Annotated in this window: 15 protein-coding genes; 2 read left to right on the top strand and 13 right to left on the bottom strand. The window is 35.6% G+C overall.

Annotated elements, in window-relative coordinates; all coding sequences use genetic code 11:
- Positions 1 to 106 precede the first annotated feature (106 nt).
- The 10 genes from GI584_RS05985 to GI584_RS05940 all read right to left on the bottom strand — a co-directional run bounded on the left by GI584_RS05985 (position 107) and on the right by GI584_RS05940 (position 12,702).
- A complete protein-coding gene (locus GI584_RS05985) occupies positions 107 to 1,180 on the bottom strand; it encodes an acyltransferase family protein (protein ID WP_153790605.1) in 1,074 nt (357 codons plus the stop codon).
- Between the two features lie 209 nt (positions 1,181 to 1,389).
- The gene (locus GI584_RS05980) at positions 1,390 to 3,150 is read right to left on the bottom strand and encodes a glycoside hydrolase family 2 protein (protein ID WP_153790604.1); all 1,761 of its coding nucleotides are present in this window, start codon (positions 3,148 to 3,150) and stop codon (positions 1,390 to 1,392) included.
- Between the two features lie 15 nt (positions 3,151 to 3,165).
- The gene (locus GI584_RS05975) at positions 3,166 to 4,056 is read right to left on the bottom strand and encodes a carbohydrate ABC transporter permease (RefSeq protein WP_153790603.1); all 891 of its coding nucleotides are present in this window, start codon (positions 4,054 to 4,056) and stop codon (positions 3,166 to 3,168) included.
- Entirely contained in the window at positions 4,057 to 4,932 is an 876-nt protein-coding gene (locus GI584_RS05970; RefSeq protein WP_100361562.1) for a carbohydrate ABC transporter permease, read from the bottom strand.
- Positions 4,933 to 5,064: 132 nt separating this feature from the next.
- Positions 5,065 to 6,360, bottom strand: coding sequence for an extracellular solute-binding protein (locus tag GI584_RS05965; protein WP_100361563.1), 1,296 nt, complete (start codon positions 6,358 to 6,360; stop codon positions 5,065 to 5,067).
- 790 nt (positions 6,361 to 7,150) lie between these two features.
- Positions 7,151 to 8,005: a DegV family protein gene (locus GI584_RS05960; RefSeq protein WP_153790602.1), complete on the bottom strand. Its 855-nt coding sequence runs from the start codon at positions 8,003 to 8,005 to the stop codon at positions 7,151 to 7,153.
- Positions 8,006 to 8,122: 117 nt separating this feature from the next.
- Complete coding sequence (locus tag GI584_RS05955) at positions 8,123 to 8,266, bottom strand: hypothetical protein (protein ID WP_153790601.1); 144 nt, start codon at positions 8,264 to 8,266, stop codon at positions 8,123 to 8,125.
- Between the two features lie 568 nt (positions 8,267 to 8,834).
- Positions 8,835 to 10,301, bottom strand: coding sequence for a sulfatase family protein (locus tag GI584_RS05950; protein WP_153790600.1), 1,467 nt, complete (start codon positions 10,299 to 10,301; stop codon positions 8,835 to 8,837).
- A gap of 53 nt (positions 10,302 to 10,354) precedes the next feature.
- Positions 10,355 to 11,149, bottom strand: a complete 795-nt coding sequence (locus GI584_RS05945) for an endonuclease/exonuclease/phosphatase family protein (RefSeq protein WP_153790599.1) — start codon at positions 11,147 to 11,149, stop codon at positions 10,355 to 10,357.
- 83 nt (positions 11,150 to 11,232) lie between these two features.
- The gene (locus GI584_RS05940) at positions 11,233 to 12,702 is read right to left on the bottom strand and encodes a sulfatase family protein (RefSeq protein WP_153790598.1); all 1,470 of its coding nucleotides are present in this window, start codon (positions 12,700 to 12,702) and stop codon (positions 11,233 to 11,235) included.
- Between the two features lie 201 nt (positions 12,703 to 12,903).
- On the opposite strand from GI584_RS05940, the gene GI584_RS05935 reads away from it, so the two are divergent.
- Positions 12,904 to 13,668 (top strand): helix-turn-helix domain-containing protein, encoded by a 765-nt coding sequence (locus tag GI584_RS05935; protein ID WP_153790597.1) that lies wholly within the window; start codon positions 12,904 to 12,906, stop codon positions 13,666 to 13,668.
- Between the two features lie 189 nt (positions 13,669 to 13,857).
- Positions 13,858 to 14,421 carry a CBO0543 family protein gene (locus GI584_RS05930; RefSeq protein ID WP_153790596.1) on the top strand — a complete coding sequence of 188 codons (564 nt, stop codon included), beginning with the start codon at positions 13,858 to 13,860 and terminating at the stop codon, positions 14,419 to 14,421.
- A gap of 260 nt (positions 14,422 to 14,681) precedes the next feature.
- Here GI584_RS05930 and bglX read toward each other — a convergent pair whose 3' ends face one another.
- From bglX to GI584_RS05915, 3 genes are read right to left on the bottom strand one after another with little or no spacing between them, the layout of a single operon-like run.
- Complete coding sequence (gene bglX, locus GI584_RS05925) at positions 14,682 to 16,838, bottom strand: beta-glucosidase BglX (RefSeq protein WP_153790595.1); 2,157 nt, start codon at positions 16,836 to 16,838, stop codon at positions 14,682 to 14,684.
- 38 nt (positions 16,839 to 16,876) lie between these two features.
- Positions 16,877 to 17,698 (bottom strand): carbohydrate ABC transporter permease, encoded by an 822-nt coding sequence (locus GI584_RS05920; protein WP_100361570.1) that lies wholly within the window; start codon positions 17,696 to 17,698, stop codon positions 16,877 to 16,879.
- A gap of 10 nt (positions 17,699 to 17,708) precedes the next feature.
- A complete protein-coding gene (locus tag GI584_RS05915; RefSeq protein ID WP_153790594.1) occupies positions 17,709 to 18,596 on the bottom strand; it encodes a carbohydrate ABC transporter permease in 888 nt (295 codons plus the stop codon).
- Between the last annotated feature and the right edge of the window lie 41 nt (positions 18,597 to 18,637).

The raw sequence follows: 18,637 nt of genomic DNA, 5'->3' as shown, positions 1-18,637 counted from the left end.
GGCACTCCTTTTTTTCGTTTGATAAAAATAATATAGTCATTTTTCTTGACCACCTTTCCTGAATAAATCACCCCCTTTGATAAACTAGTGAAAAAGTTGCTAGATTTTAACCACTAGTTATTTTTTGGGTAGGCTGATCTTGTTCTGCCTTATTTCGTGTAACCTTTAATCGTGACTGGTTTCTTGGTACTTTATTCGTTAACGTAATGAAAAAAGTAATCACTAATAATAGCATGAGACTAAAGAAGAATCCCTTCCATGGTCCGATCAAAAATAAATGTAATGAGCTATCCAAAGAAAAAATAAATAGGTTACTGAGCAGTAAGTAGACAAGTACGTTTTCTCCCATCAACCTTAGTATTCCTAATCCCTTTTGCCAACGATCCAATACCTTTGAAAGAAGGTAATAGACATAAAGAATCAAAGTTGGTCCCATAATCCAAAATATACTCGGTGGAAATCTTTCAGGTAACTGCATATCCCTTGTTAAGAGATAATAGATAAAAAGAAGCGTACCAACTGAAGAAATGAATAAATATTTCAACTGGAAACCGATTCGGTATTTCGCAAAATAGACACCAATCAGATAAAATGGCAAATATTGTACAACTGGATAGGTTACAATGTCTGTTGTTCCTACTAATAACCCTAGTTGCGGAATCGTTACTATACTATAGTCAATCCAAGTCGTTAGTAAAAGAAGAGCGCATATAACCCAAAACAAAAGCGGTCGATTAGAAATCCATCTGAAAACATGAAATAATGCCAGTCCCAAAAGAATAATCAAAGAAAAAGAAACTAAAAATTCAGACCAGCCAGGAATAGCTTGCAAGAGCAAAATTGGCATAATTGTTTCGCTATCTAGTGGTTGATTGCCAACATATACTTGAAAGGCTATACCTGATAAATAAAATGCCAATAGTGTCTTTAACCCATTCATCAGCATTTTCTGATAAACAGATCGAAAAGGCTTACAATAATAAGCTAGTTGACACACATATCCAAAGCAAAATACAAATCCTGAAAAGGTAATTAAATTAAAAAATTGCGTAATATATGGAATCGATAAAAAAATAGATTCATCACTGAAAAATTGAAGTACGTGGGTATATACCATACCAATCACTAAAAGCCCTTTAAAATAATCAACAGAATGGTCGCGACCATTTATGACAATCACTCCCTTAAAATTTATAAAGTGACACTTCCATCAGTGGGGGTTTTTGACCCCCACTGATGGTTAGTGAATCTTATCAGGGTGTTAGCGTCCGTTATATCCCCCACTTAGCTTCTTTGATTTACTCGAACCTTGAAGTGGGGATTTTACGGACGATTAGCATCGTGATAAATAGGGATTGCTCTTTGGCTTAGAACAATCCCTTAGAAGTTTTAATCATTGATTTCTTTTATTTTATCTAGTGCAATTTTTGGAGTTCGATCTTCTTTTAATAAACCATTGATTTCTTGTTGAACATCTGTTATTTGTGTATAACAATAACCCGAGATATATGGAATTTCTTTGATAGCATCCGTAATACTCCGGTAACGATTTAGAAATTGTTCCTCTGTTTCCACTTGATTACCATATCCCCAGCCGCTTCCTTCATTAAAAGCAATGCCACCGTATTCGGAAATGATAATTGGTTGCCCTTTGTACTCATAACCATTAGCAAAAGCATACTTATGATTATTATGAGGTATTTCATTATTTACAATGGTTTCTTTATCTTGATATCGATCTAAAAATCTTTCACCAAACTCCTCATAATCATGTAGAGTAATAATGTCTGAAATCGTATGTTCCCAACCATCATTGACAATAACAGGTCGCTCAGGATCAATCGATTTAGTTAAATAGTATATAGACTCTGTGAAAGCTTGTTCTTTTTTATTAGTTGCGATATTTGGCACTCCCCAGGATTCATTAAACGGCACCCATGTGATGATCGATGGATGATTATAATGTTGTTGCATAATGTCTAACCACTCTTGGGTAAAGTTCTCCACAGCTTGATCTGAATACTCATACGTTGCAGCCATCTCAGACCAAACCAATAACCCTTTACGATCACACCAATACAAAAAGCGTTCATCTTCTAATTTTTGGTGTTTCCGCACCCCGTTAAAACCCATTTCCAGTGTTTTCTCGATGTCTTCAATCATCGCTTCATCAGAAGGTGGCGTTAGCATCGTGTCTAACCAATACCCTTGATCTAATAAAAGCTTCTGATAGATAGGGCGGTTGTTTAGAAGTACTTTGCCATCTTTTATCGATACTTTTCGCATACCAAAATAGGAGTTAACTTCATCTAGTAACCGATCATTTTCATATAAACAAAAGGTCACGTCATATAAATTGGGATGTTCAGGTGCCCAGTGCATAATCTTCCATTCATGTATTTCAGCTAATAAATCTACTTCAAAGTGCATCGTAGAACGGTTTGGTGTGAACGAAAATTGTTTCACTTTTTCGCCTTTAAAATAAATCGTTGTTTCTACTCTAAGTTGTTCATCCATGTTACCTGCTATCGAGTAATCAAAGACTACTGAATTCGTATCGATATTCGGTGTAATCTTTACATTTTCAATATTTCTATTTTCGAGAAATTCCAACCAAACCGTTTGCCAAATCCCTGTTGTCTGTACATACCAACAACCGAAATTATCCTCTCTCCATCTTTGTTTCCCTCTCGGTTGATAACAGCTGTTGCTATCCTCCACTTTCACAATGAGTTCATTTTTTGCGTTTGCTTTAACAGCGTTAGTAATATCGAATGAAAATGCAGCATTTCCACCTGTATGACTGCCTATATATTCCCCATTCACCCATACTTTTGTCAGATAATCCGATGCCTGGAATCGTAGCATCACTTTTTTACCAATTTGATCAACTGGTACCTCAAATGATTTTTGATACCATACATAGGGGTGGAATTTTTCTTCTCCTATACCACTTGCTTTTGTTTCATACGTAAATGGTACTTGTATATCCGTTGTTTCAGTCAAATTCTGATGCCATTGATCACTTTCCCCTGTATTTTGATCATCAAATGCGAACTTCCATGTTCCATTTAGATTGATCCAACTATCACGTTGAAATTGCGGTCGTGGGTATTCTGTTCTTTGATAAGTAATTGTATTTTCTGTCATGTGAATTCTCCTTTGTTATCCTTTAATTCCTGTAAAGCTAATTCCTTTTACAATTTGTTTTTCAAAAAGTAAGAATGCAATTATTACTGGTATAGATGCTATTGCATTTGCTGTCATTGGCTGTACATACGCTTGTGAATAGGTAGAATTAAATACTGGTAAACCTACTGGTAAAGTGTACAAGGTCTCAGACAGTATCGATAAATATGGCCATAAAAAGTTATTCCATGAACCGATAAAAGTAAAGATACCTATCGCCGATAAGGCTGGTTTCGCTAATGGTAAAACTATCTTGTAAAATAGTTTAAAATAGGAACATCCATCGATAATGGCACTCTCGATTACTTCTTTTGGTACATTATCAAAAAAGCTTTTCAATATAATTACACCTAGTGGTGATGCTATCATCGGTAAGATTAAACCCGCATACGTATCTATCAATCCAAAGCTCTTTGCAACCTCATAAAGTGGGATAATGGTTGCCTCTCCAGGAATCATTAACCCCAATAGAAAGAAAATAAAGATAAAGTTTTTGAAGCGAAACTTCATTTGCGAAATAGCAAATGCCGCTAGTGACGTTATAATCAATGTTAAAACGGTCGTAATTACCGCTACAATTAAACTATTAAATAACCAACGAAAGATTAAACTACCAAACATAATATCTACATAGTTATAGAGCGTATACGGTGGCAAAAACCATTCTAATGGCTGAGTTGTAGAAAAACCATTCGGCTTAACCGAAACAAACAACATCCAAATGATAGGGGAAATAAAGATTAACGCTACAATAAATCCTAACGTTACCTTCAATCCTAATTTAGGATCACGATTTCGTTGTAATACCGTACTTTTAGTTTTCTTCACTCGGACAGCTGCTTCATTACTTAATTGTGGATCACTCATTTAGTTCTCCCCCGATCTTTGACTCTTTAATTGAATAATAGAGAGAATTAATAAAATAAAGAATAACGCATAAGACATCGTTGCAGCATAACCTAAGTTATTTTGATTAAACCCGACTTCATAAATATATTGAATTAACGGTCTTGTTGCCCCGCCAGGTCCACCACCAGTAATTAATAGAATCTGTGCAAACACTTTATATGACGCTAGTATTTGTAACAGAAGAACTACGCGACCAATCGGAATAAGCTGCGGTAATGTAATATACTTAAACATATCCCAACGAGAAGCACCGTCTATTTCACTAGCTTCATATAGCGACTCAGGAATATCCTGTAATGCGGCTAGGAATAAAATCATATTGAAACCAACCGTCCACCATAAGGTAACGACAACAATGGTCACCCATGCTAATCCTTGATCTGCCATCCACTTTGGCTCCGCATCAATGCCAAGCATTTGAATGACATTGTTTACCAATCCGTTATAGGGTTGAAGCATAAAAATCATGAGAAATGAAATAACAGAAACAGATAAAATACTTGGTATAAAAAAGGAACCACGGAAAAATGTTTTAAGTTTTGTGTTTAGGTTAGATAATAGTGCTAGACCTAAAGCCAATAAGACCATCGTCGGTGTTGTCAATATTACAAAGAAAGTGGTGTTCCATAACGTTCGCCAAAAATGTCGATCTGTAAACATTTTTATATAATTTTCTAATCCAACAAATTCTAATTTTCGAACTAAAGTCCAATCATACAGACTCATCTCTAGACCTTTGAAAATCGGAAATATCGTAAAGATCATATAAGCAACAAAGAATGGTAATAAGAAAGGAATCGCTTTTAAATCTTGGATCCATTGTTTCTTTATCATAATTAGACCTCCTGTTATAAGGATGGAAAAAGAAAGAGAGTCTGATCCTAGCCATCCAATATCATGGTATTATCATTAGTGAACGATGAATGTCCAGGACCAGGCTGCTAAGTAATCTGTTTACTTTGTTTATTATTCTGCTATAAGATCTGTTACTTCCTGCTCAATCATAGAGAATACTTCTTCAGCAGTAGCATTTCCTGCCCAGTACGTATCTAAATTACGTACAACAATATCCTGAATTCCGCGCGCATGAACAGTACGGTCCACATATTTTACATAATCGGCAACTTCAGCGTACTCGCTGCGGTATGGCATATCCTTAAATTCTTCTGATTCTAGTACAGTATCTTTAGCAGGAATATGTCCAGCTCTAGCCCAATCAGCGCCATTATCCGTAGCAAATTTCATGAATTCAACGGCACCTTTTTGCGAGTCTTCATCAGCATCATCATAATATGGTAATACGAATGTATGAGAGCTTGCCCATGCCGCCTCTTGGCCAAACATATTAGGGAAAGGCATTGGTGTAAAGTTAAGGTCATCCGTAGTTTCCCAAATACCGGTTGCCCAAACACCAGTAGACATTACAGCAGCATTCCCAGATTGGAAATCACTGTAAAAATCAGCTAAATCTAAAGGTGTAACTTCATGTGTATGGTATAAGTCATAGATATATTTCGCTGCTTCAATCGCTTTCTCATGATCTAAAGCATACGTTGGATTTTCCAAATCACCGGAAACTAAGTTTTCTCCTCCCATCTGGTTATATAACGCCCACCAAATCCGGTATGGATCTTCACCTGTAGACGGAAACGCAAAAGCCATTTTATCTTCTGGCAATGTTTCTTTAAGAGAAGTTAAGAAATCAATAAATCCTTCTGGTGTCTCTTCAAACTTTGGTGTACCGTCATCATTGAGAAGACCAGCTTCTTCAACAAGATCATTGTTAATAAACATAATTTCTGGATGAGTATCAATTGGCACCGCATAATTATTTCCATCATAGATGGTGACATCTAATACATTTTGGTTAAACTCATCCCAGTTAAGTCCTACATCCGCAGCATAATCATCAATATTGGTTACAAGTCCTTGGCTAACTAATTCAGGCAAAACATGACTGTGAGCGATACCTAGATCCGGTCCTTTTCCCGATCCAACACTTGTCAGTAATTTTGTATAATATTCGTCATACTCTTGCTGTACATTATTAACAAAATACTCTTCTTGACTGTCATTAAACTCCGTAACGATATCCTCCATGTACTCTGCATCTCCACCACCAAACAAGTTCCACATAACCACTTCAGTAGCGCCTTCCGGAATTTCTACATCATTTCCAGCTGACCCAGAATCATCAGAACATGCGGCCAATATCAACGCAACAAACAACAAACCAATAAGTCCACTAAAGCCCTTCTTCATATTGACTCCTCCTTTTATTGGGTTTCTCTAAGTTACAAATAAAATGTTTAATTACAGTTTTTCTGTAACTTTAAATATAGAATACGCTTTCATTTCATAAAAGTCAATACTTGTTTCATTTATAAAATTAACTTTTTTATATCTTTGTTTTGATTTCATAGTTAATACAAAAGGTTAGCAGAACTGATTAGTTATGCTAATTTCAATAATATCCTACTGTTGCAACCCTTTCTTTCAATTAACTCTTAAAAATTGTAACAATGTATTACAAGAGTATTATTGTGTATTAATACATTTTTTTTGTATTAATTACAATTTTCGACCTTTTTTATTTTTCATTATCGATTCAGGAATTTCAAATCTCTATCATGTACCATCTCTTCCCAAGAATCTTGATTAAAAGTTCAATAAAATTTGCTATATTCAACACATAAAATGTTAGAGAGATGCTGCTAAATGGAGGAAAAACTTTTATTGCAGATATGAGATGGAATGAAAGATATGAAAAGCGATATTAATGGGATGAAGAATGCTATAAACGGAATCAAAGGCGAACAAAAAATCTAATCAACGACTTGATAAAATCCAGAAGAATATATTTGTTTTTCTGTAAAACAATTTTTCAACAATTACAATGTATAATCGAATTTCAAAAGAAAAACAACCTCTTTTTTATTAAGGGGTTGTTTTTTACGGTTCTAGGTCTTACGATTGATTCCTAGCACAACATAGAATGAATAATAGATTCCACTAAGTAAAAGGCAGAATCACACTAATCACACTGCGTTTCTCAGTCTCTTTCTATTCCAGCGACTCCGAATCCACCTGGACCAGCGTGAGTAGAAATCATCGCACCAGCTTGCATCCACTTTATATTTTCAAAACCATTTTCTTTTGCAATATCTGTCATCTTCTCCTTGATTTTTTCATCCAAACCAATGGAATAAATTAGATATAGTTGTCCTTTATCAATGTTATATTGATTGAAATACTCTTGTATAAGTTTTTCTGTAACAACGCTCATTTTGCCGCGATATTTTTTGGTAGAAACAAGATTTCCATCGATTAATTCAATACATGGCTTAATTTTTAACAATGCCCCTCCAAGATACGCTAGATTACTAACTCTTCCACCCGCTTTTAAAAATTCTAAACTACCGGGAACAAAGGATAATCTGGATTTTGGTACAATGTATTGAATTTTTTGTACTAGTATTTCTGGTTCAATTGCAGGTTCTTTTTCTAATAAGTCTATCGCATACATCACAATGGCTGCTAATCCTCCTGTAACATTCAACGCGTCAATGAGAAAAATATCATCCATTTCTTCCGTCGCGATGATGGCATTTTGGAAGGAAGACGATGCTTTAGACGTATATCCAATATGGACAATAACACAATCTGGATATTTCGTTTTGATCTTCTTAAAAAACTGCTCATATTCATGAACATTGGTCGCAGTGGTGGAAGGTATTTTTTTCGTTTGCTCGTAAAAGTCATAAATATTCTCTACAGGCAATGAACCATCTAAATAATCTTTTCCATCCATAATAACGTGCATTGGAACCACTTGAACTGTATATCGATCAGCAACATCTTGTGGCAAATCCGCTCCGCTCTCTGTCGTTAAAATAATCCTTTTCAAAATAACGCCTCCTTTTCTACCCCATATTCCCTTACGTCTTTATTATTGCCTAGTTTAACTATACATGAAAATTGTTACCCTTTCAGAAATTTATTTTTTTTAGATGAGTTAAACGATTTAAAAAACATCTCGTCTTTTCTTTACTTTTTTCGGAATTGGAAGTTCAATTTTACTTATTCCCGCCTTTGATTCTGGATTTACCTTCCATTCATAGAATTCACCTGTTCTGGCATCATCCATGACAGCTTTAATATTATCCATTCCAAATCAACCTCATGATTCCGCCTAAACTTAATAACTTTTCTCAACACTCGTGCAACCCCAAAAATAGAGGTGGGCTCTAATCAGTTAGCCCCCTTATATTCTTATTGACCTTCTTCTTATCACTACAAAGGTAACTGTACCTAAAAAACACAATCCAATTCCAAGTAACAGCATTGTATAAGTGTTGGTAGCTGTATCCAGTAAGTGATCAACATCTCTTTCTTCTTGTGAATCAGTAGTACTTGTAGGTAGTTCTTCATCAGAATCTTGATCGCTGTCTGACGTACTTTCTTTTGACTCCTCATAAATTGGAAATTAATTAACAGGTTACATCGTGAAACTTATAAGAGTCATTGACTATTACCAGCCAGAATGTTGCTATATAAATATTCTTTAGGTACTTTGTAACAGTACCATTCACAATGTTTTTCAGCACCTAAGGATATAGCTCTAGTTCTGTTATTATTAGTAATCTCATTGGGGCAAAATTCTTTATCTAAAAGCGTCTGACCTATACATGCAAAAAATTTGTGAGCCAATAAAATGACTCACAAACAAAACAATACTACATATTAAGCTCTTTTGCATATTTCTTCATTAATGCTTGCGCACCTTCTTCTCTTCCTGTCTTCTTCAAATGGTCTAAATATCGTTTTAGATCCTTTATTTGTGCATGATATGGTCCACCTTCTTGTATCACCGTCCACATCGGATCAACATCATGATCCATCGTCATCATCATATCATCATGCCATTCATTTAAATAATATACTGCTTGCATACAAATATCCCGATGATGTTTCGCAACATTATGTTGTTCATGTGGATCTTCTTTAAGATTGAATAACATTTCTTTGTCAAAAAGATGAAATCCATCGTGATAAGTTCGAATATACAACCAATCACTAAACCTTACACTACGTTGACATACATGTGCATTTTGAGAAACAACTAAATAATCTCTACCACAACTTTCTCCTTTTAACAGTACCGGCGCATAGCTTTCTCCATCCCAACTTTCTTTAGGCTTCTGGTTTAATAATTCAGCTACGGTTGGGGCAAAATCTAAATGGTAATGCAAATCATGGTCGACATGTCCCTCTTTCATACCTGGCCAACGAACAATCATTGGGATTCGACATGTCATTTGATCGGCAGTACCATGTTCCGCATAAATGCCTAATTCCCCTAAATTTTCTCCATGATCGGCCGTTACGATGATAACAGTATCTTCCATGAGTCCCTGCTTTTCCATCTCTGCAAATATCATGCCAATATTGTCATCCATAAATCGAAGACCTGTATCATACCCATCAATCACTCTTCTCAACTCTTCTCTGTCTGTTATTTCACCAGGGTGTCGTGGGAATTTTGGGTTTGTATTGTTATCATACATATTGATTTCTCTTGCAGAATGCGGTCCAATACTTTGCATATGCTCTTGGAGGACATCATCTGTAATCCATTCTGGCAAAGGTTCATCCTTAAACGGATCTCCGTAACTTTCTGGTGCTCGATATGGTGTATGCGGATCCCAATAGTTCACATATAAAAACCAATCATCTTTTTGTCCATTACGTTGTATCCAATCTAATACCGTCGGCGTCACTTCTTCTGCTGATTCATCTCCCGTTTTCCCTGTGTTGTATATTTCATTAAAACCAGCATAAAATTGCCATGATGAATGTCTTTCAGCAAACGGACTTATTAAAGCAGTTTTCATTCCTTCTTGACGGAAAATACTTGGGAAACTATCCGTCTTTAACTGATCATGGAATTCACGGCTTGGTCCCTCGTTTCGCATATCTCCTGCTGTGCCACCATGTCCAATATTACCTGTATGAATACCAAATTGACCTGTCATAAATGCATTTCTTGAAGGAGCACACGGAGCATCTGTTGTGTAATAATTTGTAAAGCGAACTCCCTCATTTGCAACACGGTCTATATTTGGCGTTGTGTTTCGATGATATCCATAACAACCTAAGTGATCTGGTCTTGTAGAGTCTAAATCTAATAATAGTACTCGCATTATGATTCCTCCTATTAAAATGATTCACTATTTATTTTTCACTTCATATATTTCTAAAGTTCTAGGGTTACAATAATAGGGTAATGATCAGAAGCGTAGTTTCCATTGATTTTACTTCTATCAACAACTGCACTTAACACCTTACATTCTGGTGTGCAAAAAATATAATCAATCGGCTCCCCATTTATCCCCCCTGAAAAATCGTGGAAGGTCTGACCTGGTTTACAATTCACTACTTTGAATGTATCTTTTAAATTAGCAGTCAACTCCTGGATGGTTTCCTCTCCACGTAGAAAACGAATGACTAAATTATCTGGTTCACTATTCAAATCCCCAGTCAAAATAATAGGAACCTGGTAATCTTCCGTATGCTTTTGAACCCTTTCTAAAATTAAAGCGGTTCCATTTTCTCTAGCTAATTGGCTGATATGATCAAGATGTGTATTATAGATAATAAACTCCCTATCAGTGTCATGTTTACTACGAAAATGTCCCCAAGTGCATATTCTTGGAAAGTCGCTTTCCCAACTGATACTATTTGGTATCTCAGGTGTATCTGATAACCAAAACTGTCCTTTATCTATACATTCTAGCTTTTGATGATCATAGAAGATAGCACAATATTCATCATCGTTACCACCTCTTCTGCCATCACCAATCCACCGATATTCCGGCAAATTGGTTTCTAAATCTTTGATCATGCTTAGCAATCCTTCTTGAATACCGAAAACATAAGGATGGTGGTTTTCTATAATATTGGAAACCATCACTTTTCTATACTCCCATGCATTCATTCCATCCTCTGGAATATCTACTCTTATATTAAAGCTCATCACTTTCAATTGCATTTTTCACTTTCCTTTCTCTATAAGATGTCGAAGTTCATGCCAATTTTGTCTCCTTAAAATGACTTCCCAGCAAAAAATGCTCCTTAATTACGTTTCTTATAGATTTTTTGAAATTTTTGATGACGTTTTGCTAGTATTTCTGCGGCATCTTCTCGACCTTCATTTCTTAACTTTTTTACATAATTGTTAAAATTACCTCTTGTATGGAACGGGCCACCTTCTTGAATAACGTTCCACATTGGATCTGTTGGAGAATCCGATGTAATCATTTGTTCGGCCACCCATTCATCCAATAATCTTAGACCCTTTGCTACAACTTCTGGCTTTTTCTCTACTAAATTGGTTGTCTCATGTGGATCGTTTTCAATATCAAATAACATTAAATCAGGAAAATCCTTTAACCCATCATGATAGGTTCGAATTAACATCCAGTTATCATAAAGAACACCTCTTTGGCAACTCCATGCAGCTTGACTAACTACTAAATAGTCACGACCTGCTGCTTCTCCTTTTGTAATGGTAGGGAGAAAACTTGTTCCATCCCATCTTTCACGTGGTTCTGCCCCAACTAATTCAACTAATGTTGGACCTAGGTCAATTTGATAATGGAATTCTTCATCTATATGTCCGTGTTTTATATCTGGACCAGCCATGATTAATGGGACACGACTTGTAATATGATCGGCTGTCTGATGATCTCCGTATATATTTAACTCACCTTGGTTCTCACCATGGTCTGCAGATATAATAATCGTTGTTTCTTCTAATATTCCTTCCTCTTCTAATGCTTGAAGAAGTTGACCTACATGGTCGTCCACATGTCTTATCGCTGTATCATAGCCGTCAATCCAACGTTTAAAATCTTCACGACAAGAGATTTCTTCGGGCAAATTAGGCCATTGATTTCTTGCTGGTAACTCTCGAGCACTCATTGGACCAAAACTTTCTCTCTGTTTTGCGATGATATCATCTGTCAACCAATCAGCGGCTGGGGAATGTTCAAACGGATTACCATATTCCGCTGGTGTACGGTAAGGGGTATGCGGGTCCCAGAAATTTAGATATAAGAACCAGTCTTCTTTTTCTGTTCCTCGCCCTTTAATCCATTTCAATGCTTCTTTCGCTACATCCCCTGCTGTTTCACCGGCGTGTTTTCCCGTATCATGCATCTCTAGAAATCCTTCCAGTACATTCCACTTTGCATGTCGACCAGGAAATGGACTAATCATTGCCGTATGGTGACCCTTAAATCGAAGGTCTTCTACCCAGGCTTGATAAGGAGTATGATGATGATTAAATGGTCTGTCTGCACCTATTGGTCTAACATCTGCATCTAATCCACCGTGATTAATTGACCCCGTATGAATACCAAACCTTGAACTAAACATTGCATTACGTGAAGGCGCACACGGCGCGTCTGATGCATAATAATTTGTAAAGGTCACCCCTTTTTTAGCAATTCGATCAATGTTTGGCGACGTGTTTCGATGGTACCCATATACTCCAAGGTGGTCAGGACGTAGCGAATCAATGTCAATATACAAAATTTTCATAAAAATCCCCTCACTTTCATTTTTGTATTGGATAATTCATCATCTTATTACTAGAACACTAGATCATTTATCGGAATGGATAAACGTTCAATGTGAATTGTTACTTTATAGATATCATAATAGGATTGCGTTATAATTAAAATAAACAAAATCACAATATTTGTACAATTCATCAATTTTTCTTAAATAGGAGTATGACTTATGTTGAAAATAGAAGGGGTATATCATGATATCGATCCATATTGGAGCACGGAAAAAGCACGTGGCTTATATACACTTGTTTATGTTACGGAAGGAAAAGTAGTTTATTACATCGAAAATAAGCAATTAGAGTTAGAAAAGGGAGAGTTTTTATGGATACCCGATAATTTATACCGTGCTTGGAAAAATCATCAATTTAAATCTCACCGAAAATATACCGTTTTATTTTCTACTGAAACCAAAACGGTTGATTTTCCTTTACCCTTTCCAGCGAAAGATCAATTATTTCGGTATAAACCGAGAAATTCCGCTTATTTTGAGCAACGTTTTGCCTTTTTATATGTCCAATGGCTTGGTCAAAGAACGTATTACGAGCAGTTATCACGTAATATATTGTCGGAATTATTATTGCTAATTTCCCAAGAAAGGTTTGAACAAAGTGCTTCACCTGGAAAGGAAACTGTGGTACGAAAAGTACAAGAGTATATCCTATACAATTTCCGCAATCATATTACCATTGATGAATTATCCAAAATAGCAAATGTATCACCTAACTATGTTACGGTATTATTTAAAGAAGTAATTGGTGTGACACCTATTCAATATTTACACCAGACACGTGTAAACATGGCATGGAATCTATTAACTACTACCCAAATGTCTGTTAAGGAAGCAGCAGAATATCTAGGGTATTGTGATCAATCTTATTTTAATCGTATGTTCAAAAAATGGATGGGTATGCCTCCATCTCAAGTTAACTCATAGTATTCACCGCATTTAAGAAAATAGTTTAAATTTGCCACTTCTTATTTTAAGTTTAGATCAGGTAGACGGGATTACACCCATAATATTACCACCATTGGTAGGAGATAATTAGAATAAAATCTAGACTTTAGTTTAACCTTATAATATTGTGACATTGATTTAAAAAGTTCATTAAAAGGAATGATTAAAATGATTATTCCAGAAGAAGTGGCAAAAAAAACAGATGATGTTTATAAAATTTTAGTGGAAGCTAATCAAAAGGATCATAATATTTGGATGGAATATGTGTTTTTATCTTGGCAATGGTGGTTTTGTTTCATATTATCTATTATTCCTTGGGTTTTATGGTGGAAATATAGAAAAAAGGAGTCCACTAACCGTTTACTACTCGGAGCTTTTTTTACCATATTTATCTCGATGTTCCTAGATTCCTTTGGAACAGAATTGGGTTATTGGGATTACAGATATGAACTTATACCGTTTTTGCCAGCTTTCTTCCCTTGGGATTTAAGTCTTCTTCCTGTTGCTTTTCTATTACTTGTGCAAATAAAACCAAATATTTCACCTATTTTAAAAGCTATTTTTTATGCATTTCTTAGCTCATTAATAGGTGAACCGTTTTTCGAGTGGTTAGGATTTTATAAGTCAATCAATTGGAATCACCTTTATTCATTACCGATACAATTTATAATATTTCTATTTGGATACTTCCTTGTTACAAGCACGAGTTTTGAAGAGGTAAAACGAAGATGATACGCTTTATTACTCGACGCAGAAAAATTGAACGAGAAAGAATGAAGGGGGATAAAGTCTAAACTAGATAATTTAGACCAACACCCTAAAATATAAATCCATTTATTGTTTTTTATAACCCTCTAAATCCAAAAATCATAACCTGTTCGCCATTGATGGCAATACTTTGATCCTTGACTTCCATCATTCTCGAACACTCCTTAAAACATGTAGAATAGAAAAAAGGGTGCAAATTATCACACCCATTTTTTCCTATGTTTTTATTTTCTTAAATCAAATGACTGCTCCAAGCATTCCCTGCTATTAGGTCCAACAAATACTTTGAACTTACCTGTATCACTTTCAAAAGACAGGTCTGCATGATAATAACGTAATTGTTCCTCTGTTAAGCTGAAAGTAATTTCTCGTTCTTCCCCAGGATTCAATTTAATCTTTTGATATGCTTTTAATTCTTTTAATGGTCGTACAACTTCTCCTACAAGATCTCGCACATATAATTGAACGACCTCTTCACCTTTAGTAGAGCCTACGTTTTTAACTTTTACCGAGACTTCGATTTCATCGTTTGCTGTTAAGTGGTCCGTCGATAAAGTTAAATCACTATATTGATAATTCGTATAACTTAACCCGAAACCGAATGGAAAAAGAGGTTCATTTGGAATATCTAAATATTGTGACACATAGCGATCCTGTGCATCAGGAGCATCCTTTGGACGACCTGTATTGTAGTGATTATAATAAACGGGTACTTGCCCTACATTGTAAGGAAAGGACATTGTCAGACGGCCGGAAGGGTTAACATCACCGTAGAGTAAGTCAGCGATAGCTCTTCCACCTTCTGTACCAGGGAACCATCCCTCTAAAATGCCATCAGATTCTTCATATACGCCGTGTAAGTCAAGTGGGCGTCCATTAATTAATACAGAAACGATTGGTTTATTCAATTTTTTCATTTCTTCAATTAGCTTTAATTGCACATCAGGTAAGCGTATATTGGAACGACTCCCTGCTTCACCACTCATTTCTGACTTTTCACCTAAAGCTAACACAATAACGTCTGCTTTCTTTGCAATTTTAACTGCTTCAGCAAATTGATCATCTGTAGCAGAGTCAATACCACTACCTCGAGCAGTGAGAACATTAGCTATTCCTACTTTATTAGTCATTCCTTCATAAATCTTTACAGATTCTTCCTTTGAACCTTGCCAAGACCATTGCCCAAGTATGTCACCATTATTTGCAAACGGTCCTATAAGTGCTATTTTCTTGTCTTTTTGAAGTGGAAGAATTTCTTCGTTCTTTAATAAAACGCATGATTTAGTAGCAAGCTCATAAGCAACTTCTCGATGCTCTGTACTCATAATCACTTCTTTTTCTAATTGTTCATCAGCACCTCGATAAGGATTTTCAAACAATCCTAATTTCTCTTTAAGTTCCAGTATACGGATTACGGCTTCATCGATAAGTTCTTCTTTTACTTCTTCAGCTTCCACCAAATCCTTTAAGTTTTTCACATAACAAGCTGTCATCATTTCGATATCTACACCAGCATTAATCGCTTTAAATGCTGCTTCACTTTCGTCTGCTGCTATACCGTGTGGTATTAATTCTTTAACAGCGCCCCAATCAGAGATCATAACACCATTAAAATCCCACTCTTCTCTTAATAAATCTCTCATCAGTTTTTTGTTTCCTGTTGCAGGTATACCATCAACTGTGTTAAAGGCTGTCATTACCATTTCACAACCTTCATCAAGCGCCGCCTTATAAGCTGGCAGATAATATTCTCTTAGCTCTCTTTCTGACATGTTAACTGTGTTATAGTCACGTCCGCCCTCAGGTGCTCCATAAGCCGCAAAATGTTTTACACAAGCTGCAACTCTATCTGTATCATTTGTTAAGTCATCACCTTGGAATCCTCTTACAAATGCCTTTGCAAATCTACTATTAAGGTACGGATCTTCACCAGTCGTTTCCATAACTCTGCCCCAACGTGGATCTCTAACTAAATCAACCATCGGCGCAAAGGTAACATGCACTCCAGAAACAGCAGCTTCTTTCGCCGCAATTTCCGCACTGCGCTCCGCAAGCTCTTCATCCCACGAGCAACCAATTGCTAATGGGACTGGAAAGATGGTTTTAAATCCGTGAACAATATCAGCCATCATAAGCAAAGGTATGCCTAATCTATTGTTTTCTAAGTGAACCTTTTGGATATTTTTAACTTCTTTTGCACCTGATGCACCAAGTACAGAACCACTATTTCGAATAATTTCTTGCGATATTCCCATATCCTCCATTGGCCCCGTAATTTCCCCTTGGGTTTCTGCACCAGCATAGAAGAAAGTGGCTAGTTGAATGAATTGATCTATTTTTTCATCTAAAGTCATGTCATTTAGTAATTGTGTTAGATTCATTGTGTGCCCCCTCATAAAACACTAACTTTAATATTTTTTTACTTTATTCCCGATACGTTAAAACCTTCGACTAGATATTTTTGGAAAATCATAAAAATGATGAGAATTGGAATTACCATAATAGCCGAACCAGCCATTTGCAATCCATAGTTTGTAGCATATTGATCTTGTAATAACGATAACCCTACTGACAATGTGTATAATCTTTGATCGTTTGCAATAATTAATGGCCACAAAAAACTATTCCATGATGCGATAAATGTTAGTATCACTTGTACTGATAAAATTGGTTTCGCTAATGGAATAATCAATTTAAAGAAAATATATATTTCTCCTGCACCATCTAGTCGAGCTGCCTCAATCAAATCATCTGGTACTGTAACCATAAATTGTCTGATTAAAAATATATTAAAGGCAACGATTAATCCTGGTAATACTATTCCAGTCATCGTATTCGTTAAGCCCATTTCGTTAAGAATTAAATAGGTTGGGATCATTGTTATTTGTCCTGGCAGCATCATGGTAACGAGTACTACCATAAACCAAATTTCTTTCCCTCTAAATTCGAACTTCCCAAAACCATATCCAGCCATAGTATTTAGTAACAAGCCTATCATTGAAAAAAATACGATAATCAAGGTATTTCTTAAATACACATCAAAATTTAGACTTTGGAATAACTCCAAATAATTTTGAAAAGTTGGATTTTGAGGAAATAATGTTGGCGGTATCTGCAAAACTTCTCTCTCCGTTTTAAAAGAACTTAATATCATCCATATAAATGGTAAAGAGACTGAAATACCACCTAAGACGAGTAAAAGTGTAACAATAAACTTTTCCAATTTACTCTTAGCTTCCATTAATCACACCTCACAATGTCTGGTCTTTTTTTCTAAATCTGAATTGAACAATAGTCGCAACAATGACAATGATAAACAATACAAATGATGCTGCTGCTGCATAACCAAAATCGTTATATTCAAAACCTCTTTGGTAGATATATAACGCCATGGAGTTTGTACCATTTAATGGACCACCATCTGTCATTACAAACGGTTCTTCAAAGAACTGAAGCCATCCAATTACTGTTGTTACAGTTACAAAAAAGGTGGCAAAGCTCATGGATGGTAATGTTATTTTGAAGAACTTCTGCCAACGATTTGCTCCATCAATATCCGCTGCCTCATAGTACACTTTAGGGATAGATTGTAAAGCAGCTAAAAAAATCAGCATGCTTACACCATTACTTTTCCAGATAGCTAAAATGATTAATGAGAATTTCGCGACTAAGGGGTCTTCTAACCATGGTATGGACTGAATATTGATAAGCGATAGCAAATAATTAAACAAGCCATATTGCTGGTTATATAAAAAGCCCCAAACTACTGCAATTGCTACTATATTCGTTACGGAAGGCATATAGAAAATCAATCTAAAAGTGGAAGATAACCACTTTCCTACCATTGATAATAATAAAGCAATAACTAATGAACTAGAAACTGCCAATGGAACACCTATGAGGACATAGAAAAAAGTATTAAATATGGATTCAAGAAATACTTTATCTTTAAACAATTTAACGAAATTTTCAATTCCAATGAAGTTGATTTTAGACCAATCTGCTAAACCAATTAAGGTTAGATCGGTAAAACTAATTCCTAACGAGAGAAATATAGGCGCAAAAGAAAATACCATTAGTAACAAAACTGCTGGGCCAATAAAAAATAGTGGCATCAATTTATATTTCCATCTAGTCATCTTTTTTCCACCTGCCTTCAAGCAATGTAGGGTGCAAACCT

The organism is Gracilibacillus salitolerans (assembly GCF_009650095.1).
In the GTDB taxonomy this organism is placed as follows: Bacteria; Bacillota; Bacilli; order Bacillales; family Amphibacillaceae; genus Gracilibacillus; species Gracilibacillus salitolerans.
The sequence above is the reverse complement of the archived record's forward strand: the minus strand, read 5'-3'. Positions and strand labels throughout refer to the sequence as shown.